The 23,805-nt window shown below is 62.5% G+C and carries 17 protein-coding genes; 9 read left to right on the top strand and 8 right to left on the bottom strand.

The features are described 5' to 3' along the window. The first annotated feature begins 1 nt into the window (after nt 1). Both alr and QMX89_RS16085 read left to right on the top strand, forming a co-directional pair. Nucleotides 2-1,069, top strand: coding sequence for an alanine racemase (gene alr, locus QMX89_RS16090; protein WP_282348942.1), 1,068 nt, complete (start codon nt 2-4; stop codon nt 1,067-1,069). Between the two features lie 125 nt (nt 1,070-1,194). Next, nucleotides 1,195-1,743, top strand: a complete 549-nt coding sequence (locus tag QMX89_RS16085; protein WP_049860349.1) for a cupin domain-containing protein — start codon at nt 1,195-1,197, stop codon at nt 1,741-1,743. A gap of 42 nt (nt 1,744-1,785) precedes the next feature. On the opposite strand, the gene QMX89_RS16080 is transcribed toward QMX89_RS16085, so the two are convergent. Then, nucleotides 1,786-2,280 (bottom strand): GNAT family N-acetyltransferase, encoded by a 495-nt coding sequence (locus tag QMX89_RS16080; protein ID WP_056844782.1) that lies wholly within the window; start codon nt 2,278-2,280, stop codon nt 1,786-1,788. Nucleotides 2,281-2,397: 117 nt separating this feature from the next. On the opposite strand from QMX89_RS16080, the gene QMX89_RS16075 reads away from it, so the two are divergent. Beyond that, on the top strand, nt 2,398-4,329 hold the full coding sequence (locus QMX89_RS16075) for an acetyl-CoA hydrolase/transferase C-terminal domain-containing protein (RefSeq protein WP_282348941.1): 1,932 nt from the start codon (nt 2,398-2,400) through the stop codon (nt 4,327-4,329). Nucleotides 4,330-4,347: 18 nt separating this feature from the next. Here the strand turns inward: QMX89_RS16075 and QMX89_RS16070 are convergent, their stop codons facing one another. Together QMX89_RS16070 and rep are read right to left on the bottom strand one after the other, a co-directional pair. Next, on the bottom strand, nt 4,348-4,920 hold the full coding sequence (locus QMX89_RS16070) for a xanthine phosphoribosyltransferase (RefSeq protein WP_282348939.1): 573 nt from the start codon (nt 4,918-4,920) through the stop codon (nt 4,348-4,350). A gap of 58 nt (nt 4,921-4,978) precedes the next feature. After that, nucleotides 4,979-6,988 (bottom strand): DNA helicase Rep, encoded by a 2,010-nt coding sequence (gene rep / locus QMX89_RS16065; RefSeq protein ID WP_049860345.1) that lies wholly within the window; start codon nt 6,986-6,988, stop codon nt 4,979-4,981. A gap of 214 nt (nt 6,989-7,202) precedes the next feature. On the opposite strand from rep, the gene QMX89_RS16060 reads away from it, so the two are divergent. Next, nucleotides 7,203-8,873, top strand: a complete 1,671-nt coding sequence (locus QMX89_RS16060) for a bifunctional diguanylate cyclase/phosphodiesterase (RefSeq protein ID WP_282348936.1) — start codon at nt 7,203-7,205, stop codon at nt 8,871-8,873. Here QMX89_RS16060 and QMX89_RS16055 read toward each other — a convergent pair. Then, nucleotides 8,854-10,233: a NorM family multidrug efflux MATE transporter gene (locus tag QMX89_RS16055; protein WP_192000339.1), complete on the bottom strand. Its 1,380-nt coding sequence runs from the start codon at nt 10,231-10,233 to the stop codon at nt 8,854-8,856. The genes QMX89_RS16060 and QMX89_RS16055 overlap by 20 nt on opposite strands. Nucleotides 10,234-10,451: 218 nt before the next feature. Between QMX89_RS16055 and QMX89_RS16050 the strand changes: the two genes are divergently transcribed. After that, nucleotides 10,452-12,443, top strand: a complete 1,992-nt coding sequence (locus QMX89_RS16050; RefSeq protein WP_282348934.1) for a methyl-accepting chemotaxis protein — start codon at nt 10,452-10,454, stop codon at nt 12,441-12,443. An 8-nt stretch (nt 12,444-12,451) separates the two neighbouring features. Here QMX89_RS16050 and QMX89_RS16045 read toward each other — a convergent pair whose 3' ends face one another. Both QMX89_RS16045 and QMX89_RS16040 read right to left on the bottom strand, forming a co-directional pair. Further along, nucleotides 12,452-13,825 carry a VOC family protein gene (locus tag QMX89_RS16045; protein WP_282348933.1) on the bottom strand — a complete coding sequence of 458 codons (1,374 nt, stop codon included), beginning with the start codon at nt 13,823-13,825 and terminating at the stop codon, nt 12,452-12,454. 121 nt (nt 13,826-13,946) lie between these two features. Next, nucleotides 13,947-14,834 carry a LysR substrate-binding domain-containing protein gene (locus QMX89_RS16040; protein ID WP_282348932.1) on the bottom strand — a complete coding sequence of 296 codons (888 nt, stop codon included), beginning with the start codon at nt 14,832-14,834 and terminating at the stop codon, nt 13,947-13,949. A gap of 131 nt (nt 14,835-14,965) precedes the next feature. Here QMX89_RS16040 and QMX89_RS16035 point away from each other — a divergent pair, with 131 nt between their 5' ends. Beyond that, on the top strand, nt 14,966-16,456 hold the full coding sequence (locus QMX89_RS16035) for an aldehyde dehydrogenase family protein (RefSeq protein ID WP_282348931.1): 1,491 nt from the start codon (nt 14,966-14,968) through the stop codon (nt 16,454-16,456). Between the two features lie 158 nt (nt 16,457-16,614). Next, nucleotides 16,615-17,901 carry an FAD-binding oxidoreductase gene (locus QMX89_RS16030; protein WP_282348930.1) on the top strand — a complete coding sequence of 429 codons (1,287 nt, stop codon included), beginning with the start codon at nt 16,615-16,617 and terminating at the stop codon, nt 17,899-17,901. Between the two features lie 151 nt (nt 17,902-18,052). On the opposite strand, the gene QMX89_RS16025 is transcribed toward QMX89_RS16030, so the two are convergent. Both QMX89_RS16025 and QMX89_RS16020 read right to left on the bottom strand, forming a co-directional pair. Next, nucleotides 18,053-19,546, bottom strand: a complete 1,494-nt coding sequence (locus QMX89_RS16025) for a YifB family Mg chelatase-like AAA ATPase (RefSeq protein WP_134722051.1) — start codon at nt 19,544-19,546, stop codon at nt 18,053-18,055. A 565-nt stretch (nt 19,547-20,111) separates the two neighbouring features. Continuing rightward, nucleotides 20,112-20,576, bottom strand: a complete 465-nt coding sequence (locus QMX89_RS16020) for an Lrp/AsnC family transcriptional regulator (protein ID WP_282348927.1) — start codon at nt 20,574-20,576, stop codon at nt 20,112-20,114. A gap of 288 nt (nt 20,577-20,864) precedes the next feature. On the opposite strand from QMX89_RS16020, the gene QMX89_RS16015 reads away from it, so the two are divergent. After that, nucleotides 20,865-22,088, top strand: coding sequence for a diaminopropionate ammonia-lyase (locus tag QMX89_RS16015; RefSeq protein ID WP_282348925.1), 1,224 nt, complete (start codon nt 20,865-20,867; stop codon nt 22,086-22,088). A gap of 77 nt (nt 22,089-22,165) precedes the next feature. Then, nucleotides 22,166-23,803 carry an APC family permease gene (locus QMX89_RS16010; RefSeq protein ID WP_282348924.1) on the top strand — a complete coding sequence of 546 codons (1,638 nt, stop codon included), beginning with the start codon at nt 22,166-22,168 and terminating at the stop codon, nt 23,801-23,803. The last annotated feature ends 2 nt before the right edge of the window (nt 23,804-23,805 follow it).

Here is a 23,805-nt window from a genome sequence, read left to right as displayed (position 1 = left end):
CATGCGTCCAGCCCGCGCCCTGATCGACCTCTCCGCCCTGCGCCACAACTATCGACTGGCACGCCAGATGAGTGGGGCGAAGGCGTTGGCTGTGGTCAAGGCCGATGCCTACGGGCATGGCGCGGTGCGTTGTGCCCAGGCGCTGGAAGGCGAGGCGGACGGGTTTGCCGTGGCCTGCATCGAGGAAGCCCTGCAGTTGCGTGCGGCGGGTATCACCGCGCCGGTATTGCTGCTCGAAGGATTTTTCGAAGCCAGCGAACTGCCATTGATCATCGAGCATGGGCTGTGGTGCGTGGTGCATTCGTTGTGGCAACTGGAAGCCATCGAGCAGTCACGCTTGAGCCAGCCGTTGCAGGTCTGGTTGAAACTCGACTCGGGCATGCACCGTGTCGGCCTGCATCCCAAGGATTACCAGGCCGCCTATCAGCGCCTGCTGGCCAGCGGCAAGGTGGCCAAGATCGTGCTGATGAGCCATTTCGCCCGCGCCGATGAGCTGGACTGCCCCAGCAGTACCGAGCAACTGGCCGTGTTCGACACGGCGCGGCAGGGGCTGAGCGCCGAGATCAGCCTGCGCAACTCCCCGGCAGTGCTCGGCTGGCCGCAGATTCCCAGTGACTGGGTGCGCCCCGGCATCATGCTTTACGGGGCCACACCGTTCGAAACCGCGACCTCTGCCAGTGCCCAGTTGCAGCCGGTTATGACGCTGCAGTCCAAGGTCATCAGCGTGCGTGAACTGCCTGCGGGGGAGGCCGTGGGCTACGGCGCGCGCTTTGTCACCCAGCGGCCGAGCCGGATCGGCGTGGTGGCCATGGGTTATGCCGATGGTTACCCGCGCCTGGCGCCCAATGGCACGCCAGTGCTGGTCGATGGCGTGCGTACCGTGCTGGCGGGGCGGGTATCGATGGACATGCTCAACGTCGACCTGACCGATGTGCCCCAGGCGGGCGTCGGCAGTACGGTCGAGCTGTGGGGCAAGCAGGTGCTGGCCAGTGACGTCGCCCACGCCGCTGGCACCATTGCCTACCAGATCTTCTGCAACCTGCGCCGCGTGCCCTTGCAGTACGTTTAGTCCAGCGTCTGGGCGCGCCATGCGCCCGGGCCGACCCATCGCCCGCCAATGTGTTGTAAATCCCGAACGCTGTTGCCATGATACCGGCCATCATGAACTGCTCAGCATTCCAGGAGGCTTTCGCATTGGACGTCGGCGAACGACTGCAAGCCATTCGCAAACTCAAGGGTTTGTCCCAGCGTGAACTCGCCAAACGAGCGGGCGTCACCAACAGCACCATTTCCATGATCGAGAAGAACAGCGTGAGTCCCTCGATCAGCTCGCTGCGCAAGGTGCTGGGCGGGATTCCAATGTCCATGGTGGAGTTCTTTTCCGAAGAACTGCAGGCCGAGCGGCCAACCCAAGTGGTCTACAAGGCCAACGAGCTGATCGATATCTCCGACGGCGCGGTGACCATGAAGCTGGTCGGCAAGGCCCACCCCAGCCGGGCCATCGCCTTTCTCAGCGAGGTCTATCCGCCGGGTGCTGACACCGGTATGGAAATGCTCATGCACGAGGGCGAGGAGACCGGCATCCTGGTGGAAGGGCGCCTGGAGCTGGTGGTCGGTCAGGACACCTACGTGCTCGAAGAGGGCGACAGCTACTACTTCGAAAGCAGCAAACCGCATCGCTTCCGCAACCCGTTCGATACGCCCGCCCGCTTGATCAGCGCCGCCACGCCGGCGAATTTCTGAGTCGGCCGGTCGCGCTGATCAGTTTCTGGTCTGCTCCGAGCGTCAACTCGCAGGTGTTTGCAGCACATCGAACGCTTGATCACCGAGTTTGAAATCGGCGATGACGTCCATGCCCAGTTTTTGATGGGCCTTCAGCGAGCCAACATTGCTGCGGTTGATGAACAGCAATCCACGGCGCTCCCCCATGTAATGACACAGCTTTGTGTAGAGCGCCTTGGGCAGGCCTTGGCCGCGCATGGAAGCATCCACGCAGATGGGGCCGTAGGCGTAGGCATCATCGATGGCCGGGCAGGCGGCGAACATGGCCTTGACGGGCGGCGCGGCGTCTTCAGCGTTTTCGGCACTGAACAGCACGCCTTTGACCTGCTCGCCGTCGATAGCGACTATGATCGGCGTACCCGTTTCGACCCATGTGCGCACCACGGCTGCAGACCAGTCGCCATACAGGGTGCCACCGTTGGCGGCTGAGTTGGCAATCAGCAGGCGGGAGATGCTCACGGAATCGTCGGGAGTGGCAAGGCGAAGTTCAAGCGTCACGGGCATGTCCTGGAGGGTGTGGTCGGTTCGCTCAACGGCCGGTGGCAGCGGCAGCTGTGCAACAATCCCAATAGGATAGCGGTCCAACCTGCAAATAACAGGTCAGGAGGCCAAAGCATGGTGCATCGGTGTTCCATCGAAGTGGCCGTGGACCAGGTGCTGCAGCGTTTGCCCACGCATATTCACATGGGTATGCCGCTGGGCCTGGGCAAGCCCAACCGCTTCGTCAACGCGCTGTATGCCCGCATCAAGGGCCTGCCCGAGCGGCGCCTGACGATCTATACCGCACTGGTGCTGGGCCGCCCGCCCCTGGGCGACGGCCTGCAGAAGCGCTTGCTCGAACCCTTCGTCGAGCGTGTGTTCGGTGATTACCCCGAGTTCGAGTTTCTCGCCGACCTGCGCCGTGATGAGCTTCCCTCCAACATCACGGTACAACAGTTCTTCATGCAACCAGGCAGCCTGCTGGGCAGCACGACGGCGCAGCAAAGCTACATCAGCAGCAATTACAGCCACGCCGCGCGCGACATCAATGCCAAGGGGCTGAATCTGGTGGCGCAACTGGTCAGCCAGGATCCCGAAGATGCCGGCCGCCTGAGCTTGAGCTGCAATCCGGACATCACCCTGGACCTGCTGCCGATGATCGAAAGGCGTCGTGCGGCCGGCGAGACCATTCTGATTCTGGGCCAGGTCCACGAAGCCCTGCCGTTCATGCCCGGCAGCGCTGAGATCGACAGCGAGGCGTTCGATCTGCTGATCGACGGTGCCGAGCAGTCGACGCTGTTTTCCACGCCGAACATGCCGGTCGGTGTGCAGGATCATTTCATCGGTCTGCATGCCAGCACACTGGTGCGCGACGGTGGCACGCTGCAGATCGGTATCGGGGCGATGGGCGATGCGCTGAGCGCCGCCCTGCTCGCGCGTCAGGCCGACAATGCCGGCTACCGGGCGTTGCTCGATGAACTCGACCTGTCGCCCTGGCAGGCGTTGATCCAGGCCGAAGGCGGCGTCGAGCCCTTCGCTACCGGCCTGTATGGCTGCAGCGAGATGTTCGTCAACGGCCTGCTGGCCCTCGCCGAAGCGGGGGTGATACGCCGCAAGGTCTACCCGGACGTGGCACGCCAGGCCGCGGCAAACGCCGGTGTGCTGCACGCCGATGAGGACCAGGACGGGGTGGTGGTACACGGCGGTTTCTTTCTCGGGCCGAACAGTTTCTACGAGCGCCTTCGGCAGATGCCGGCGGCAAGCTTGGCCCGATTCGACATGACCGCGATCAGCTACATCAACGAGCTGTATGGCGACGAGCAGCTCAAACGTCTGCAACGACGCGATGCGCGGTTCATCAATACCGTGTTCACGGCGACGGTGATGGGCGCGGCCGTGTCGGACCAGCTCGAAGACGGGCGCGTCATCAGCGGCGTTGGCGGGCAGTACAATTTCGTCGTTCAGGGGCACGCCCTGGAGGGCGCACGTTCGGTGCTGATCCTGCGCAGTTGGCGGGAATCGGCGGGTGTCATCAGCTCCAACGTGCTGTGGGACTATGGCCATTGCACGATTCCACGGCACCTGCGCGACATCGTCGTGACCGAGTACGGCATTGCCCAGTTGCGCGGGCGTACCGATGCCGAGGTGATCGAGGCGATGATCAACATCAGCGATTCGCGCTTCCAGCCCAGCCTGATCGACGAAGCTCAACGTGCCGGCAAGTTGAGCAAGGATTTCGTGCTCGATCCGCGCTTTGCCAACAATACCAGCGAGCGTCTGGAGGCAATCCGCAATCGACACGCGTCGCTGTTCCCGGAGTATCCGCTGGGGTGCGATTTCACCGATGAGGAAAAGGACTTGCTGCGCGCGCTGAACTGGCTCAAAAGCAAGTTCAAACTCAGCGAGATGCTCGAGCTGGGCAAGGCGGCGCTGGAGGCACCCGAGGCCAGCCGCTACCCCCTGCACCTGCAGCGCATGGGCCTGGACCAGCCGCAGGGGTTGCGCGAGGAACTCTACCAGCGCCTGGTACTGGCCGCCCTGCAGGAGACCGAAGACCCGGCGCGCTAGGCGCTGCGGTGGGTCAGGTCACTCCACGAAGGTCACGACGCCATTGGCCAGCGACTGTACCCGGGCCAGGGATTCCACGCGATAGCCTTGCGCATCGAGTTCGGCGCGGCCGCCCTGGAAGGACTTCTCGATGACGATACCCAGTCCGGCCAGTTTGGCGCCAGCCTGGTTGATGATCGAAATCAGCGCCTGCGACGCTTTGCCGTTGGCCAGGAAATCGTCGATCACCAGCACGGTATCTTTGCTGTTCAAATGACGCGGCGAAATGGCCACCGTGCTTTCCGTCTGCTTGGTGAACGAATACACCGAGGCCACCAGCAGGTTTTCCGTCAGCGTCAGCGACTGGTGCTTGCGCGCGAAGATCACCGGCACGCCCAGGCGCAGCCCGGCCATCACCGCCGGGGCGATGCCCGAAGCCTCGATGGTGACGATCTTGGTGATCCCGGCATCGGCGAACCGGCGGGCGAATTCGTCGCCGATCTGCTGCATCAAGAGCGGATCGATCTGGTGGTTGAGAAAGGCATCGACCTTCAATACCTGATCGGAAAGCACGATGCCTTCTTCGCGAATCTTTTTGTGCAGAGCTTCCACGGTGGTTCCTCGATGTACCAATGTGCGCAGGCCGGCTGTGGCCCGGGCAGGGTTGAATTCAGCGTTTGAGCATGGCGCGGATATCGGCCAATGCGGTATTGCCGCGCACGGCTTTGACTTCCGTGGGCGTGTCGTCGTTACCTTCCCAGGCCAGGTCGTCGGGCGGCAGTTCATCGAGAAAGCGGCTGGGTGCGCAATCGATGATCTCGCCGTACTGCTTGCGCTTGGCGGCGAAGGTAAAGGCCAGGGTCTGCCGCGCGCGCGTGATGCCCACGTAGGCCAGGCGGCGTTCTTCCTCGATGGTGTCAGCCTCGATGCTGGAGCGGTGCGGCAGGATTTCCTCTTCCATGCCCATGATGAACACGTAGGGAAATTCCAGGCCCTTGGACGCATGCAGGGTCATCATCTGCACGCCCTCGGCGCCGTCCTCTTCTTCCTGCTGCCGTTCGAGCATGTCGCGCAGCACCAGCTTGCCGATCGCTTCCTCGACCGTCATGGCGCCGTCTTCGTCCTTTTCCAGGGTGTTCTTCAAGGCCTCGACCAGAAACCACACGTTGCTCATGCGGTAGTCGGCGGCCTTTTCACTGGAACTGTTGGTGCGCAGCCACTGCTCGTAGTCGATGTCCATGACCATGCTGCGCAGCGCCCCGATCGGGTCTTCACCGGCGCACTGCTCGCGGACCTTGTCCATATAGCGCTTGAAGCGGCTCAGGCGATCGGTGAAGCGCGCGTCCAGATGCTCGCCCAGGCCGATCTCGTCGGTGGCCGCGTACATCGAGATCTTGCGCTCGGTGGCATAGTTGCCGAGCTTTTCCAGGGTCGTGGAACCGATTTCCCGGCGTGGCACGTTGATCACCCGCAGGAAGGCGTTGTCGTCGTCCGGGTTCACGATCAGGCGGAAGTAGGCCATCAGGTCCTTCACTTCCTGACGCCCGAAGAAGCTGTTGCCGCCACTGAGCCGATAGGGAATCTGGTGGTGCTGCAGCTTCAGCTCGATGAGCTTGGCCTGGTAGTTGCCCCGATAGAGGATGGCGAAATCGCTGTAGGGCCGGTCGGTGCGCAGGTGCAGGCTGAGAATCTCGACGGCCACGCGCTCGGCTTCGGCATCCTCGTTGCGGCAGCGGATCACGCGGATTTCATCGCCGTGCCCCATCTCGCTCCACAGCTGCTTCTCGAAGGCGTGCGGGTTGTTCGAAATGAGTACGTTGGCACAGCGCAGGATGCGGCTGGTGGAGCGGTAGTTCTGCTCCAGCATGACCACTTTCAGCGACGGGTAGTCGTCCTTGAGCAGCATCAGGTTTTCCGGGCGCGCGCCACGCCAGGCATAGATGGACTGGTCATCGTCGCCGACCACGGTGAACTGGTTGCGCGTACCGATCAGCAGCTTCACCAGCAGGTACTGGCTGGCGTTGGTGTCCTGGTACTCGTCCACCAGCAGATAGCGAACCTTGTTCTGCCACTTCTCGAGGATGTCCGGATGTTCCTGGAACAGCTTCACCGGCAGCAGGATGAGGTCGTCGAAGTCCACCGCGTTGAACGCGCGCAAGGTGCGCTGGTAATGGCTGTAGACGATGGCTGCGGTCTGTTCCTTGGGGTTGCGAGCCTGCTCCAGGGCCTGGGGCGGCAGTATCAGGTCGTTCTTCCAGGCGCCGATCATGTTCTTGATCTCGTCGACGCCGTCCTCGCCCGAGTACTCTTTTTGCATGATGTCGGTCATCAACGCTTTCACGTCGGCTTCGTCGAAGATCGAGAAGCCCGGCTTGAAGCCCAGCCGCGCGTGTTCCTTGCGGATGACGTTGAGGCCCAGGTTGTGGAAGGTCGACACGGTCAGGCCCCGCCCTTCGCCGCTGCGCAGCAGGGTGCCGACGCGCTCCTTCATCTCACGCGCAGCCTTGTTGGTGAAGGTCATGGCGACGATGTACTGGGCGCGAATGCCGCAGTTCTGGATCAGGTGGGCGATCTTGCGGGTGATCACGCTGGTCTTGCCGGAACCTGCACCGGCGAGCACCAAAAGAGGGCCGCCGACGTAGTTCACGGCTTCTTGCTGCCGGGGATTGAGTCGGGACATGACGGGAGTCACTGACGAAATGGCCGCGCATTTTAGCACCGCTGGTGCAACTGTGCCGCGACCGCAGATCCATTAAAATTTGCCGGTTTGTCGACTTTGCAGCAGGATGTGGTTACACGTTGACACGTACTTTGGATTGGGTCTGGCCCGAGCTGTTGCCGAGGCCGTTTTTAAGCGCTATCGAATGACTGTGAAACTGTCCCAAGGAGCTCGTTTGTCTACGCCTGTCGAACCCGCGCGGCTGTTGCTGCTGGCCCAGGATCGCACCTGGGCCACGTCGTTGCGCGAGTGCCTGGCGCCCCTGGGCGATGTGGCCACGTTGATCGAAGCGTCATCCTGGGACACGGTGGCCGGGCAGTTCGACAATCAGGCCGGCACCCTGTTGCTGGCGACCCCCGAGCGGCTGCCGGCACCCGGGCGCTGCGCGCTGCCGGTGGTGCTGCTGCTCACCGAGGAGCCTGCGCAACCGCCGCCCGGCGCCAGCGACTGGCTGGTACTGGGCGAGCTCAACAGCGATACGTTGCGCCGCTGCCTGCGCCATGCGCGCGAACGCGGCGTGCTGCAGGACACCCTGCAACGCCTGGCCGAACAGGATCCCTTGACCGGCATCGCCAACCGTCCCGGTTTCCAGACTCTGCTCACCGCCCGCCTGGCCGAACAGGAAGGCCGTGGCGTTGCCCTGGGCCACCTGGACATGGACAACTTCCGCCATGCCAACGATGCGCTGGGACACCAGGCCGGCGATCGGCTGATCCTGCAGGTGGTGGCACGCCTTAAGAAGCAGCTGGAAGCGGGCGATCAGGTGGCCCGCCTGGGCAGCGACGAGTTCGCCCTGTTGCTCGACACCCGCCGCGACCCATCACGGGCCGAGCGCCTGGCGGCCAACATCATCGAGGCCATGGCCGAACCCTATTACGTCGATGGCGAGAGCCTGCTGATCGGCTGCAGCCTGGGCATCGCCCATGCCCGCGCCGGCGCCGGTGCCGACCCGCTGATGTGGCACGCGCACATCGCCATGCAGCAGGCCAAAAGCACCCAGGGCTGCAGCTACCATCTGTTCAACGAACGCATCAACCGCCATGCGCGCAGCCTGGCCGACCTCGAAAGCGAGCTGCGCCGCGCCCTGCGGCGTGACGAGCTGGAACTGCACTACCAGCCACGGCTGGACCTGAGCGGCAATACCATCGTCGGTCTCGAGGCCCTGGTGCGGTGGAGGCATCGCGAACGTGGCGTGCTCGCACCCGGCGAGTTCGTGCCGCTGGCCGAGCAGAGCGGGTTGATCGTGCCGATGGGCTACTGGGTCATCGCACGGGCCTTGCGCGACATGCAGACCTTGCGCGAAAGCGGCTTCGAACCCTTGCACATGGCGATCAATCTGTCGTTCCGGCAGTTTCAGGACAGCCAGTTGCTCAGCACCCTGGGACGGTTGATCGCCGAGCGCGGCATCGATGCCGGCTGGCTGGAGTTCGAACTCACCGAAACCGCGGTCATGCGCCGCAACGATCTGGTCAAGCAGACCATGGACGCGTTGGGCCGTCTGGGCGTGCGCTTTTCCCTCGACGATTTCGGCACCGGCTTCTCTTCGTTCGTCCACCTCAGCAGCCTGCCGATCGCCTTGCTCAAGATCGACAAGAGCTTCGTCAGCGGTATGGAGCAACGTCCTGAAAACAGCAAGCTGGTGCACGCCATGATCAACCTGGCGCACAACCTGGACCTGAACGTCGTGGCCGAGGGCGTCGAGACGCCCGAGCAGTTGGCGTTGCTGCGCGATTTCGGCTGCGACCAGGTGCAGGGCTATCTGATCAGTCAGCCCTTGCCCCTGGAGCAGCTGCAGGCATTCCTGCGTTTCGGCCAGGCTCAGGCCGTCAGGTCGCCAGCGCCGTAGGCGTGGCCAGCCGGCGCAATCGACGCATGCGCCACTCGAACGCCAGGGTCAGGGTAACGGCCGAACACAGCAGACCCAGCGCCAACCCCCACCAGACGCCCACCGCGCCGAGCTGGAAGTGGAACGCCAGGCTCCAGGCCGCGGGCGCACCGATCGCCCAGTAGCAGAACAGCCCGACCAGAAAGGTGGTCTTGGCGTCCTTGAGGCCACGAATGGCCCCCATGGCGATGGTCTGGATGCCATCGAACATCTCGAACCAGGCCGCCACGGCCAGCAGACTGATGGCCAGCTCGATGACACCGTGGAAGGCCGGATCGGAGCGGTCCAGAAACACCCCAACCAAAGGCCCCGGCGCGAGCCAGAACAGCAGGGCGAAGCCCAGCATCACCACGGCGCCGAGGCTGATGCCGACCCGCCCGGCCAAGCGCGCGGCCAGCAGGTGCCCGGCGCCGTAGTGCTGGCCGATGCGCATGGTCACCGCATAGGACATGCCCGCCGGCACCATGAAGGCCACCGAAATGATCTGCAGGGCGATCTGGTGCGCAGCCAGCGGCGTGGTGCCCATGGTGCCGATGCACAGCGCGGCGAAGGCGAACAGGCCGACCTCCACGGCATAGGTGCCGCCGATCGGCAGGCCCAGCCGCCACAACTCGCGCAGGGCGTTCAGGTTTGGCCGGGCCAGCCCCTTGAGCAGCGGGTAGGGTGCATAGGCACGGTGAAAGCGAATGTACAGGGCCAGGGCAATCGCCATCAGCGTGCTGATGATTGCCGTGACCATGCCGATCCCCACCAGACCGAGCTTGGGCAAGCCGAACATGCCTTCGATGAACGCGTGGTTGAGCAGGTAGTTGGCCACGGTGGCGATGATGCTGATGACCATCACCGGCGTGGCGCGACCCAGCGCGGCGGTAAAGCCGCGCAGCGCCATGAAGCTCAGGTTGCCCGGCAAGGCGAACGGCAGCAGCAGGAGGAACTGGGTAGCGAAGGCGACGTTGGCCGGGGTCTGCCCGAGCATGGACAGCACCGGCCCCAGGTTCCACAGCAGCACGGCCGCCACGGCCGCCATGCCCCAGGCCAGCCACAGCCCGGCCTGGGTCAGGCGGGCCACGCCTTGCTGGTCGTCGGCACCCTTGCGGATCGACACCAGCGTACCGACCGCAGCGATCACGCCGATGCAGAAGATCGACACGAAGGAATAGCTGGCCGCCCCCAGGCCGCCGCCGGCCAACGCCTCGGGGCTCAGGCGCGCCATCATCAAGGTGTCGGTCAGGACCATCAGCATGTGCGCCAGTTGCGAGGCGATCAGCGGCCCCGCCAGCCGAAGCAGGGCTCGAAGTTCGATACGGATGGAGGCATGCATGATGAAGCTCGGTCAGCGGGGGGATGGGACGGTGGATTCTCGGCCTTGTGGCAGCGCAACGCAAATGTACCTGTGCCGGCCATGCCGCAGTATCGTGCTCAAGTATTCGTTCGGATCGCCGATGTAGCAGTACCAATAAGATCAAGGATGGCGAGTGCTCGACAGGTCTGGACCATCCCTGGCACTGCTGCCACGCACACGATTCTCAGGAGCTTCACATGTCGCAACCTCGCGCTCGTATCGCCACGCAACTGGGCATCGCCTTGGCCGTGATTCTCGCGATCGTCATCACCGGTAGTACGGCCTTCGCCTTGCGCTCACTGGACATCGCCAACCTGGCCATTCGCGAGCAGCACATGGCCAGCGAGGCGAGGTTGCTGGCCGACCAGCTCAGCACGTTTCACAGCACCTTGCGCGACAGCACTCAGCGCTTGAGCGGGCTCTTCGAGAAGCGCTTCGCCGGGGGACTGAGCGTGGACCCGAGCACGCAGGTCACCGTGGGCAACCAGCAGACGCCAAGCCTGCGTCTGGGCAGCCAGACGCTGAACAACGATTTCACGGAAGTTGACGACTTCAAGCAGCTTACCGCGGGCGTTGCCACGGTCTTCGTGCGCAGCGGCAGCGAATTCGTGCGCATCAGCACCTCGCTGACCAAGCAGGACGGCAGCCGCGCCATCGGCACCGTGCTCGACCATGCTCATCCTGCCTACAAGCGCTTGCTCGACGGCCAGAACTACATCGGTCGCGCGGTTCTATTCGAACGCTCCTACATTACTCAATACACCCCGGTGCGCGATGGCTCGGGCCAGGTAATTGCAGTGCTCTTCGTCGGTTTCGACTACACCGATGCGCAAAATACCCAGTTCGCCAACCTGCAACGCTTCCGTATCGGCGAGACCGGCTCCCTGGCCCTGCTCGACGAGCAGAACCGCTGGTTGGTGCCGCCGGCCAACGTCAACGAACCGGACGCCGCGGCCAAGACCCTGGCCGATCTAGCACGTCTGGATGGCAAGGGCCGGCTGTGGAACGACGGCAAGCAGGATATCTTCTCCGAAGCAGTGACGTTCGCCGGGGGACCCTGGAGTGTGGTGGCGAGCATGCCCAAGGCCGAAATCAATGCCGTGACCTGGAACGTCGGCACTCAACTGGCGATCGGCAGCCTGCTGGCGATGCTGATCGCGGTGGGTGCAGCGATCTGGCTGTTGCGCAGCAAGCTGCGGCCGCTGGGTGAACTGGTGCGCCAGGCCGAAGCGCTGGGTGCGGGCGATCTGGATGCCCGTCTGAAGGTGTCCAGCCACGACGAGATCGGCCAGCTGGCCAGCAGTTTCAACCATATGGGCGAAGCCCTGTCGAACATGGTGGTGCACATTCGCAATGCCGCCCATGAAGTCAGCAGCCGCGCGCAAACGTTGTCGAGCCTGTCGGCGGGTGCTTATGAAGGCATGGAACACCAGTCCGGCGAGATTTCCAGCATGGCCGGCGCTGTCGAGGAATTCAGTGCGACGTCCCTGGACATCGCCGACAACATGGGCCACACCCAGCGTCTGGCCCAGGACAACGCCCAGCAGACCCGCATCGGCCGCGCCTCGATGGACGAGGCATCCAATTCGCTGGAACAGATTGCCGGCGCCCTGAACAGCACCGCTGGGGTCATCAACACCCTGGGGCAGCGCTCGCAGGAAATCGGCGGCATCGTCGGGGTGATCACCTCGATTGCCGAGCAGACCAATCTGCTGGCCCTCAACGCTGCCATCGAAGCCGCCCGTGCCGGTGAGCAGGGCCGTGGCTTCGCCGTGGTCGCCGACGAGGTGCGCAGCCTGGCCTCGCGCACGCGCCAGGCCACCGACGAAATCTCCGGCATGATCGGCAGCATCCAGAAGGAAACCGCCAACGCCATCAGCACCATGGACCAGGGCAACGTGCTGATGCGCGAAGGCCTGACCCGCAACGCCAAGGTCGCCCAGGCGCTCGCCCAGATCGACGAGCAGAGCCGGTCGGCGGGGCATCAGTTCGATGCGATCAGCACCGCGACCCAGGAGCAGAGCAGCACGGCCACCATGCTCAGCAGCAACCTGCAGAGCATTGCCATGACCAATGGCGAGCAGCGCGAGGTGGTCTCCAACCTGGCGCAGACCGCTCGCGAGCTGGAAGGGCTGGCGGCGGAGCTGCGTCAGGAAGTGAATCGCTTCCGGGTGGGCGGCGCCCGCTAGCGGCAGAATCAGCCTAGCGAGGGGAGGCCCAGTGCGCGAGCGCAGTCGTCCAGCGACCGCTGCTGGGTCTGGGCGTACAGCGCGAGCTCATCGAGCACCGTGCGGCCCAAGGCCTGATGAAATGCCTCCTGGCTCGACCCCAGACCGTATTCGGCCTGGGCATCGTCGCCCAGATTGGACTGAAAGATGCCGGCAGCGCTGACTGGTAGGAAGTCTTCGTACACCAACGGCTCGCAGCGGATGGCACCATTGTCCAGCAGCCCCTGCAGTGTGGTTTCGCCCGCACTCGGCTGGCCGCTGGCGAAGTAGCGGAAGAACGCCAGGTCCTGCTCGCGCATCTGCATCAGGTCATCGGGAAACTCACCGAACTGCTCACCCAGAAGGCGCATGTAGTCCGAGGCGTTGGTCTCGCTGGGAAACCCGGCCAGTGCGGTGCGCGAAGCGTTCAGCAGGCGGTCGTACAGTTCGCGTCCCTTGGGCGTCAGTGCCGCGCCGCGTTGCTCGATCTCGCCGAAGCGCGCGGTGTGGCTGCCTTCGGCGCCAGCCGTTGAGTCAGTGAACGCGACTTTTTCCTGCAACGCCTTGAAGCTGGTCTGACGCAGCAGAATGGCATGACGACGTGGCGGCGGCCCTTCGATCACGGCCTTGGGCGTGATCCCGCGAGCGGGCATCAGTGCCTGCACCCTATCGATGTCCAGCGTGCGTGGCGTCAGGTGATTGATGTGCGGCCCCTTGAAGGCCACCACGTCGGCGATCAGGCGATGGGCGTCGTGCAGGCTTTGATACTGGGCTGCGGTCACCGTGGCGTCGTGGTGCCAGCGGAAGGTTTCCAGGGCCTGCTCGACGAAGGCGTCGGAGCTGGCCTGATCGAGGCCGCCATCACGCTCGAAGCGCTCGATCAACACCAGGCACGGCTGGGTGAAGATCTGCCGCTGTTCCAACAGTTGCCGGGCCTGTTCGCGTAGCGCAACGTCTTCGATCAGCTCCAGGCGCAGCAGCGAGGTGAACACGCGAAAGGGGCTCACTTGCAGTGACTGTTCGTGGACCGCCCGAAAGGCCGTCGAGTGCACCGGTACCCCCGCCGACGTCAGGTCGTAGTAACCCACCGGCTGCATGCCCATGACCGCGAACAGGCGGGCGATGGTCGCCAGTTCCGCAGCGGTGCCGACCCGAATCGCGCCATGGCGCTCGGCATCCAGGCGCTCGATCTCGCCGGTACGGGCCAGGGATCGGCCCAGCTCCGGCTGTTGCTCGAGGCACTGACGATTGACCTCGCCGACCAGGCTCATCAAGTCGCCGTACAACGGCACTTCTTTCTTGTACATCTCGGACATGGCGCGGGAAAACGCGGCACGGGTCTGGTCGGGACTGACGAAGGGCATGGCGGACTCCAGGCGCAAAGGGCTGGGAGTATGAAAGCGGGGAATGACCTGAACGATCAAGCGAAAAAAAGTGCGGGGGTCATTCCTGCAAGTCGGCATCGCGGCCGATCAGCCTGCCTTGTCAAGACGGGACCTGCTCGAGGATCCAGTCGACCAGCGCACGCACTTTCGGGACTTCCGCCGCATGCTCGGCAAACGCCACGAAGTGCGCGCCCTGGCTGCTCATGGTGTGCGGCCAGGGCATGACCAGATCGCCGTTGGCCAGGTGGTTCTCCACCAGATAACGCGGCACCAGCGCCACGCCACAGCCGGCAAGCGCTGCGCTCAGGCACATGTAGAAGGTATCGAAACGGGGACCGTGGTAACTGTTCTGGGCGCTCAGGCCCTGCTCCAGAAACCACTCGTGCCACGCTTCGGGCCGCGACGTGCATTGCATCAGCACCTGCTCGGCCAGTTGCTCGGCGTTGCTCAACGGCTGGTCGAGCAGGTCGGGTGCGCAGACCGGCACCACCTGATCGTCGAACAGCTCGATGCAGGTCGCCCCGGGCCAGGTGCCCTGGCCGAAGAAGAAACCCACGTCCGCCTTGGCCTGCAGCAACGCGAACGGCTCCAGCTCGTTGCGGATGTCCAGATGGATATTGGGGTGCGCCTTGCCGAAACCCTTGAGCTTGGGGATCAGCCAACCCACGCCGAAGCTGGGCTGGGTGGCCACGGTCAGCACTTCGGTTTCGTCGCCGTAGGACAAGATGTAGCGGCTGGAAATGTCCACCTGGGTGAGGATCTTGTTCACCTCGGCCAGGTACAGCGAGCCCGCCGGGGTCAGCTGCAGGCGTCGGCGAATGCGCAGGAACAGGTGATGGCGCAACATGTCTTCGAGCTGTGCGACCTGCTTGCTGACCGCACTCTGGGTCAGGTGCAGTTCTTCCGCCGCGCGGGTGAAGCTCAGGTGGCGGGCGGCCGCTTCGAAACACTGCAGGGCCGTCATCGAAGGAACAAGGCGTTTTGACATGGAGGCATCGGCGCAAGGTCATGAGGTGAGGGAATGATATATGGAATATTGCTCCGTTGTGGTGGTCTGGCCCGCGGATTAATACTGATCTCAATTCGTTCTTATCGTTAAAGCCTTGTGAGGAGAAAACAATGGTCGATGGCCTGCTCGAAAGCCTGGGTGTTGCGGCGAGTGCATTCAAGGATGGCAACCATCCCGTGCATACCCCGATCGATGGCAGCCAGATCGCCTCGGTGAGCCTGGAATCCAAGGCGCAGGTCGTCGACAAGATCGCTCTGGGGCACGAGGCGTTCCTGGCCTGGCGCACCGTGCCGGCACCGCGTCGCGGCGAGCTGGTCCGACTTTTCGGTGAAGTCCTGCGCGCCCACAAGGCCCAGCTCGGCGAGCTGGTGTCGATCGAAGCCGGCAAGATCACTCAGGAAGGCCTGGGTGAAGTGCAGGAAATGATCGACATCTGCGATTTCGCCGTCGGCCTGTCTCGTCAACTGTACGGTCTGACCATCGCCTCCGAGCGCCCTGGCCACCACATGCGTGAAACCTGGCAGCCGCTGGGTGTGGTGGGCGTCATCAGCGCGTTCAACTTCCCGGTGGCGGTGTGGGCGTGGAACACCGCCCTGGCCCTGGTGGCCGGTGATTCGGTGATCTGGAAACCGTCGGAAAAGACCCCGCTGACCGCGCTGGCCTGCCAGGCACTGTTCGACAAGGCCCTGGAGCAGTTCGGCGATGCACCCAAGGGCCTGGCTCAACTGATCATCGGTGATCGCGAAGCCGGCGAAGCTCTGGTCGACGACCCACGCGTCGCGCTGGTCAGTGCCACCGGCAGCACCCGCATGGGCCGCGAAGTCGGACCACGGGTCGCCGCGCGCTTCGGCCGCAGCATCCTCGAACTGGGCGGCAACAACGCCATGATCCTCGCCCCCAGCGCCGACCTCGACCTGGCCGTGCGCGGCATCCTGTTCAGTGCCGTGGGCACCGCAGGCCAGCGCTGCACCACATTGCGCCGGGTGATCGTGCACAGCTCGATCAAGGACGAAGTGCTCGCTCGGGTCAAGGCGGCTTACGCCAAGGTGCGTATCGGCGATCCGCGCAAGGACAACCTGGTCGGCCCCCTGATCGACAAGCCATCCTTCGACGCCATGCAGGGTGCCCTGGCCAAGGCACGTGACGAGGGTGGCGAAGTGTTCGGCGGCGAGCGTCAACTGGCCGATCAATACCCGAACGCCTACTACGTGGCCCCGGCCATCGTCGAAATGCCGGGGCAGTCGGACGTGGTGCGCCACGAAACCTTCGCGCCGATCCTGTATGTCTTGAGCTACGAAGACTTCGACGAGGCCCTGCGCCTGAACAACGAAGTGCCACAGGGCCTGTCCTCGTGCATCTTCACCACCGACCTGCGCGAAGCCGAGCGTTTCCAGAGCGCGGCCGGCAGCGACTGTGGCATCGCCAACGTCAACATCGGCACCAGTGGTGCGGAAATCGGTGGCGCTTTCGGTGGCGAGAAGGAAACCGGTGGCGGCCGCGAATCCGGCTCCGATGCCTGGAAAGCCTACATGCGCCGCCAGACCAACACCGTCAACTACTCGTGCGAGCTGCCGCTGGCCCAGGGCATCGTGTTTGATTGATTGATGGTTGAGTGATGTGGTGGCGGGGCTGGCGCTATCGCGGGTAGAACCCGCTCCCACAGGGATCTTTGCTGCAATGGATATCCCTGTGGGAGCGGGCTCTGCCTGCGATGACGACGGCGCGGTCCGAACCCGATTTCCCTGGCTTGGAATGAGTCATGAGCGAACTACGGCAACAATGTCTTTGGGAACACATCACCGCCAGGCCCCCTCACACGGCGGCTCTGGCCAGTGCGGTAAAGGCGGATGTCTGCGTGATCGGCGGCGGTATCACCGGGTTGTGCGCGGCCATCGAATTACTGGAGCAGGGCAAGCGCGTGGTGCTGCTCGATGCCAGTGAAATCGGCACGGGCGGCTCGGGGCGCAATGTCGGGTTGGTCAACGCTGGCACCTGGATCCCGCCCGACGAAGTCGAGCAGACCTTGGGCAGTGCCGTGGGCGGCCGCCTCAACACCGTGCTCGGCGGGGCGCCGGCCGAAGTCTTCGCGCTGATCGAACGCTATGGCATCGACTGCCAGGCCCACAACGACGGCACCTTGCACATGGCTCACAACGCCAATGGCGTGGCTGACCTGAAATCGCGCTGCGAGCAATGGCAGCGGCGGGGCGCTGACGTGGAGCTGCTCACCGGGGCGCAATGCGTCGACTACTGCGGCACCGAAAAGATCGAAGCGGCCCTGCTCGACCGCCGCGCCGGCACCATCAACCCCATGGCCTACACCCGTGGCCTGGGCGCGGCGGTTCAGCGTCTGGGCGGGCAGGTGTTCCAGCACTCGCCGGTACTGGGTCTGGAACAACAAGCCGGGGGCTGGCTGGTGAAGACCGCCAAGGGCGAAGTCAACGCCGACAAAGTGCTGATTTCCACTGGTGCCTACACCGAAGGCGACTGGTGCAACCTGCGCGGCCAATTCTTCCGCGGCTACTACTATCAGGTCGCTTCCAAGCCCCTGCATTCGACAGCCGCCGATGCCGTGCTCAAACATGGGCAAGGCTCCTGGGATACCCGCCTGGTGCTGAGCAGCATCCGCCGCGACGACGACGGCCGTCTGTTGCTCGGCAGCATGGGCCGGGTGGACAACAAACCCGCCTGGTTCATCCGCCGCTGGGCGGACCGTATCCAGACCCATTACTTCCCGCAACTGGGCAAGGTCGACTGGGAAATGCACTGGACCGGCTGCATCGACTTCACCCCCGACCACCTGATGCGCCTGTTCGAACCCGCTCCAGGGCTGGTGTCGGTGACCGGCTACAACGGCCGCGGCAACACCACCGGCACCGTCGTGGGCAAAGCCTTGGCGCAGTTCTTGTTGCATGGGCAGGCCGACAAACTGCCACTGCCGTTCTGCGCGGATAAACCGGTGTCGGCGCCTGGTTTGCGTACCGGAGTCTACGAAACCGGCTTCTCCCTCTACCACGCCGGCCAAGTCCTGCGCGTCGTTCTGTAACCGACAGATACACCGCACCCACCGCCGACGCGGTAATGCATGAATGCCCGATCCCCTGTAGCAGCGGTGCAAGCCGCGTCGGCGGTATCCCCGATTGGCCTGCTGAAACGCAATCATGCTTCTGGCTCCACTGCACATCTCCCGCCACGGCTCACTGCGCTGAAGGCCGATACTGCAACGCTTCCGCAACATGCGCCCGCTCGATATCTTTCGCCTGCTCGAGATCCGCCAAGGTGCGGGCCACCTTCAACAATCGATGCGCTGCGCGCAGCGACAGCGTCAACCGCTCACACGCGGTTTCCAACCAGCGCTCGTCCTCGGACGACAACCTGCAATGCTCGCGTAACCCCGGCAGATCGAGAAACGCGTTGGCACAACCCTGACGTCGATTCTGCAACTCACGCGCCTCGGCCACCTTGGTGGCGGCACTGGCTGTGTTTTCCCCCGCCTGTGGCTCATGACTCAGGGCCGTCGCCTCCCGCGCCACCGTGAGATGCAGATCGATCCGATCCAGCAACGGCCCGGACAGCTTGTTGCGGTACCGCTGGATCTGATCGCTGCCGCACTGGCATTTGCCGCTGGGGTCACCCAGATACCCGCAGGGGCACGGATTCATCGCCGCCACCAACTGAAACCGCGCAGGAAAACGAATCTTGTCCCGCGCCCGCGCAATCACGATCTCGCCGCTCTCCAAGGGTTCGCGCAAGACCTCCAGCACCTTCCTGTCGAACTCCGGCAATTCATCGAGAAACAGCACGCCATGGTGCGCCAGGGTGATTTCCCCTGGCTGCGGCCGACTACCGCCGCCCACCAGCGCCGCACCCGATGCCGAATGATGGGGATGCCGAAAGGGCCGCTGCGGCCAATTCTTCAGCGGCACATGGCTGGCTACCGACTGAATGGCCGCTACCTCCAGCGCTTCGCGCTCGTCCAGCGGCGGCAGCAATCCGGGCAATCGACTGGCGAGCAAGGTCTTGCCTGTTCCCGGTGGGCCACTGAACAAAAGGTTGTGCGCGCCAGCGGCGGCCACCAGCAACGCGCGCTTGGCCGCGACCTGACCCTGCACCTCGCTCAGGTCCGGATAAGGCTTGCTCACCAGCAGCAGCCCATTGGCATTGAAGGGGCTGATCGGGTTGCGCCCGTTGAAGTGACTGACCAACTGCATCAAATCGTCCGCAGCAATCACCGTCAGGTTCGAGGCCAGCGCCGCCTCTTCGGCGTTATCCCTGGGCACGATCAGCGTGCGTCCCGCGTCGCGGGCGGCGAGGGCAGCGGGCAACACACCCTGCACCGGCCGCACGGCACCTGAGAGCGCCAGTTCGCCCAGGCACTCCACATTATCCAGGGTGATCGCCGGAATCTGCCCACTGCCCGCCAGGATTCCCAGCGCAATGGCCAGATCGAATCGCCCGCCGTCTTTCGGAAGATCCGCCGGCGCCAGGTTCAACGTGATCCGCCGCGCCGGAAACTCAAGCCCCGAATTGAGGATCGCGCTGCGCACCCGATCCTTGCTCTCCTTGACCGATGCCTCCGGCAACCCCACCAGGGTCAGCGCTGGCAGCCCATTGGCCAGATGCGCCTCGACCGTGACCGCAGGCGCACCCACACCCACCTGAGCCCGGCTGTGAACGATAGCGAGAGACATGCGTGCTCCATGCGTTGAAAGATGAACCGCTTCCTGCGGTGGTGGTGCGAGGGTAGTGGATGGGGGCGGGTATGCCAGTGGTGAAGTGATTCAGGGTGCTACGGACACTGCGCCAAAATAGACGGGTTCACGCCCTCATGTTTGAGGGCAAAGATGATGTGGGCGAGAAAATCCCCAGCCTCCGGTGCAACCGCCTGTGGCACTGCAAGTGCGCCATTGATCCGCTCAATACGGGTGACAGGTTGAACGAGCGCAGGCTTCCTTACCCCGATAGCCTTCATGCCCATCGCATCGATCAAATGGGCGTAACCACCAGATTTCCCATTTTGCCCACTGTCTTTGGCCAGATTTTCTTAACGCAGCCAGGATTTTTTTAAAACATGCGTTAATCGCCTAGAAAATATGAACCGGAAATGGCCCCGCCTCCACTATTTTTCAGCGTTCCGCTCATCAGCGCGCTGGAGTCTGCGCGGGCTCCGCTGCCTTCAAGGTTATGTGACGCTGCCGATTTTCGATAAAGAATCCGTAAGCTTTTAGGCCAGGCATTACGGGCCTGGGTACCTGCTCAATCTTGGGTCGGTACGAACATCCCAGTCTTTACGTTACTCATCGAAATCAGTGTTTTGAATCGCTTGACGTTGTTATTTTCAAAAAATAAATCGCGCGTCAGCCGGGTGTACTGCTCCATGTCCTTTACAAGCATGATCAGCAAAAAGTCACACTCTCCGGCAACGTAGAAACACTGTTGCACTTGAGGACATGCAACGAACGTTCGCTTCATTTCGTCCAGAAGATCCAGCCTCTCGTTTTCCACCTCCACTTCGACGATGACAGTCAAGGTATAGCCCAACATCTCCGGACTGACCTGGGCTACGGTAGCTCGTATGACCCCATCGTTAGTCATTTTCTTGAGCCGTCTATTCACAGCGGCGGAAGACAAGTTGACCCTGGAACCGAGGTCCTGCTGCGAAATGGTCGCGTCGCGTTGTACGGCATTGAGTAATGCCAAATCGAAGCGGTCGAGTGTCATTCAGCACGTCCGTAATGAGGGTAAGGAAAGCCTGCAAAAAGCGTAATAGGAATTCATCCTCCGTCCATAAATCAAGCATTTAATACAGGGCAAGCTAATAGAATTTCATCAGAACGACAGGACGAGGCGGAACCGGTAGTGGGGCCAAAGCACTTCCGACGTCGGTGAAACAGGCCCGGCATCACAGATAGCTCCCTCGCACCGTCCTTGACCCCTTTGTTTCCCCCTGCTCGCTGAAATTCGACTCAGCGTCACGGGCGCCATATTGCCTACAAAAAGGAGCGCCGAATGTTCGTTGCCAATTCCCAAGCCCGCCGTCAGCCCTACCCGGAATCATTGAAAACTGTCATGAGTATTGCCAAAGCCAAAGAGAGCGGCCAATGGTTGTCCGGATGGGCTCGTTTGAATGCAGGGGCGACACCTCTCTACTCTTTACCTGACTTGGCACAAGAGCTGGGTGTGGCCGAGGTTCGTATCAAAGACGAGTCCGAGCGCTCGGTACTGGGTAGCTTCAAGGCACTGGGAGCCCCCATTGCATTGGTTCGGCTGATCCTCAGAACCTTCCCCGATCACAACTTCGATCCCCGTCAGCTGCTGGAAGGGCGATACGCCAATGACCTGGCAGATTTCACGGTGATCAGTGCCACCGACGGCAACCACGGCAAAGGCTTGGCCGCCGCCGCTCAAAGCATTGGTTGTCATTGCGTCATCGTTCTCCATGCGAACGTCAGTGTCGAGCGTGAAGATGCCATTGCAGCTTATGGTGCGAAGATCATTCGCATTGAGGGCAACTATGACGAATCGGTCGAGAAGGCAGCCTCGCTGGCCACTGCAAACGGTTGGACTGTCGTCTCCGATACCTCTTATGAAGGCTACGAAATCATTCCGCGTGATGTGATGCAGGGCTATGGAACGATTTCTGCCGAAATCATCGACGCCACAACCGGTGATGCTGCTGAGCCAGCCTTCACTCATGTATTCCTTCAGGGCGGTGTAGGCGGCCTAGCAGCTGGAGTCGTGAGCTACATGTGGGAGCAATATGGCGCAGCCCGACCCACGTTCATCATGGTCGAGCCAGTCCAGGCTGACTGCTTGTACCAAAGTGCGCTTCAAGGCAAACCTGCAAAGGCAACGGGTTCGGTGGACTCGGTCATGGCCGGTCTGGCCTGCGGCGAAACCTCTCCACTGGCCTGGCGTTTCCTCGAGTCCAGTGTCGACTTCTTCATGACCATCCAGGACGAACAAGCCGTCTCGGCCATGCGCCGCCTCGCTGCGGGAAGCGCTCGGGACATTCCCATAGTTGCAGGCGAGTCCAGCGTCGCTGGTCTGGCCGGCCTGATTCAGCTGGTCAAGGGTGAAAACCAGGCGGCGGACATCGGGCTCACCGCTGATTCGCGTGTGCTGTTGATCAGTACGGAGGGTGCGACTGCCCCGGGTGTCTACGCACATTTACTGGGTGAAAGCCATGCGTCGGTACTTGAACGTCAAAAGGCTTGGAGATCTGCAGCCTGATCGAAGTCGTCGATTGATCCAGGCGCTGAGTATCGGCGCCTTGGAGACTCCGCAGAAAAAAAATAATTGGAGATAGCATGAATAAAACAAAACGCGATATCGGTCCCTGGTCGCTGATGTTCACAGGGTTGGGTTCGATCATCGGTTCGGGTTGGCTCTTTGGTGCCTGGCATGCTTCAGCCATCGCCGGGCCAGCGGCGATCCTGGCTTGGATTATCGGTGCCGTAGTCGTACTCGCGATCGCTCTTACCTACGCGGAAATGGGCGCCATGTTTCCCGAGTCCGGTGGCATGGTGCGATATGCCCGTTACTCCCACGGCTCCCTCGTGGGCTTCATGGCCGCATGGGCCAACTGGATCTCAATCGTTGCCGTCATTCCCATCGAGGCCATTGCCTCGGTTCAATACATGGCCTCCTGGTCATTTCCTTGGGCAAGAGCGCTGATGCACCAAGGCGAGCTGTCCACCAGCGGGCTGGTGGCGAGTGCAGCGTTGGTGCTGGTGTACTTCTGTCTCAATTACTGGGGCGTAAAGCTTTTTGTCAAAACGAATACATTCATCACGGTATTCAAGCTGGTAGTACCGGCCCTGACTGCGGTGGCGCTGATGTCCACAAGCTTCAACACCACAAACTTCGGTGATGGCTCGGTAGCGAGCTTCGCTCCCTATGGATGGTCAGCTGTCTTTACCGCTGTAGCCGCCAGCGGAATCGTTTTCAGCTACAACGGATTTCAAAGTCCTGTAAGTCTTGCCGGTGAAGCGCGCAATCCCGGGCGCAGCATTCCATTCGCATTGATCAGCTCGGTGGTAATCGCCTTGATCATCTATGTGGCGCTCCAGGTTGCCTTTATTGGTGCGGTGAGCCCGCAAAGCATCGCGTCAGGCTGGCATAGCCTGAATTTCGATTCGCCGCTGGCGCAACTCGCACTGGCATTGAACCTCAACTGGCTGGCCATGCTGCTTTATCTGGACGCATTCGTGAGTCCATCAGGTACAGGGTCGATCTATACCGCGACCACTGCCCGAATGGTCTACGCAATGGAGAAGAACAACACACTCCCCAAGATGTTCGGCACCCTTCATCCTCTTTATGGCGTTCCGCGCCAGGCGATGTGGCTGAACCTGGCGGTGAGCTTCATCTTTCTGTTCTTTTTCCGAGGGTGGGGCACTCTGGCCGCCGTCATCTCGGTCGCTGTGATCATTTCCTTTCTGACCGGCCCGATCAGCTTGATGTCATTGCGAATCCATGCGCCTGAGGTCAAGCGGCCATTACGCTTGAAGGGCATGAGTATCATCGCGCCCTTTGCCTTTATCTGCGCATCCCTGGTGCTGTATTGGGCCCGTTGGCCACTGACGGGTCAGGTCATTCTTCTGGTCGTCGGTGCTCTACCCATCTATTTCTACTATCAGGCTAAAAGCGGCTGGTTGGGGTTTGCTCGGGAGCTTCGGGCTGCGATCTGGTTGATTGGCTATCTGCCGGTGATGGCCTTGGTGTCCTGCATCGGCAGTGAAGCTTTTGGAGGGGTCGGCATTCTGCCTGAAGGTGTGGACATGGCGGTCGTGGCAGCTGTGGCTTTGGCTTTCTATTGGATCGGGGTCAGAAGTGGCTATCGCACTCCCTATCTGAGTGAAAGCGTGCCCTGGCAGGGCAGCGAGTCTGCGGCCACAGCATCGCTCGTGCAGCCAACGGATCGAGACTTTTCATTAATCAAGTAACC

It is taken from the genome of Pseudomonas sp. PS01301 (assembly GCF_029960215.1).
GTDB lineage: Bacteria > Pseudomonadota > Gammaproteobacteria > Pseudomonadales > Pseudomonadaceae > Aquipseudomonas > Aquipseudomonas coleopterorum.
This window is presented reverse-complemented; position numbering and strand designations above follow the sequence as displayed.

What these genes read in the sequence shown, in the direction of transcription:
- alr (WP_282348942.1), top strand. Translation starts at nt 2, where the DNA reads ATGCGTCCAGCCCGCGCCCTGATCGACCTCTCCGCCCTGCGCCACAAC.
- QMX89_RS16020 (WP_282348927.1), bottom strand. Translation starts at nt 20,576, where the DNA reads ATGACACTCGACCGCTTCGATTTGGCATTACTCAATGCCGTACAACGC.
- QMX89_RS16035 (WP_282348931.1), top strand. Translation starts at nt 14,966, where the DNA reads ATGGTCGATGGCCTGCTCGAAAGCCTGGGTGTTGCGGCGAGTGCATTC.
- rep (WP_049860345.1), bottom strand. Translation starts at nt 6,988, where the DNA reads ATGTCCCGACTCAATCCCCGGCAGCAAGAAGCCGTGAACTACGTCGGC.
- QMX89_RS16055 (WP_192000339.1), bottom strand. Translation starts at nt 10,233, where the DNA reads ATGCATGCCTCCATCCGTATCGAACTTCGAGCCCTGCTTCGGCTGGCG.
- QMX89_RS16075 (WP_282348941.1), top strand. Translation starts at nt 2,398, where the DNA reads ATGGTGCATCGGTGTTCCATCGAAGTGGCCGTGGACCAGGTGCTGCAG.
- QMX89_RS16030 (WP_282348930.1), top strand. Translation starts at nt 16,615, where the DNA reads ATGAGCGAACTACGGCAACAATGTCTTTGGGAACACATCACCGCCAGG.
- QMX89_RS16050 (WP_282348934.1), top strand. Translation starts at nt 10,452, where the DNA reads ATGTCGCAACCTCGCGCTCGTATCGCCACGCAACTGGGCATCGCCTTG.
- QMX89_RS16015 (WP_282348925.1), top strand. Translation starts at nt 20,865, where the DNA reads ATGTTCGTTGCCAATTCCCAAGCCCGCCGTCAGCCCTACCCGGAATCA.
- QMX89_RS16025 (WP_134722051.1), bottom strand. Translation starts at nt 19,546, where the DNA reads ATGTCTCTCGCTATCGTTCACAGCCGGGCTCAGGTGGGTGTGGGTGCG.
- QMX89_RS16040 (WP_282348932.1), bottom strand. Translation starts at nt 14,834, where the DNA reads ATGTCAAAACGCCTTGTTCCTTCGATGACGGCCCTGCAGTGTTTCGAA.
- QMX89_RS16045 (WP_282348933.1), bottom strand. Translation starts at nt 13,825, where the DNA reads ATGCCCTTCGTCAGTCCCGACCAGACCCGTGCCGCGTTTTCCCGCGCC.
- QMX89_RS16010 (WP_282348924.1), top strand. Translation starts at nt 22,166, where the DNA reads ATGAATAAAACAAAACGCGATATCGGTCCCTGGTCGCTGATGTTCACA.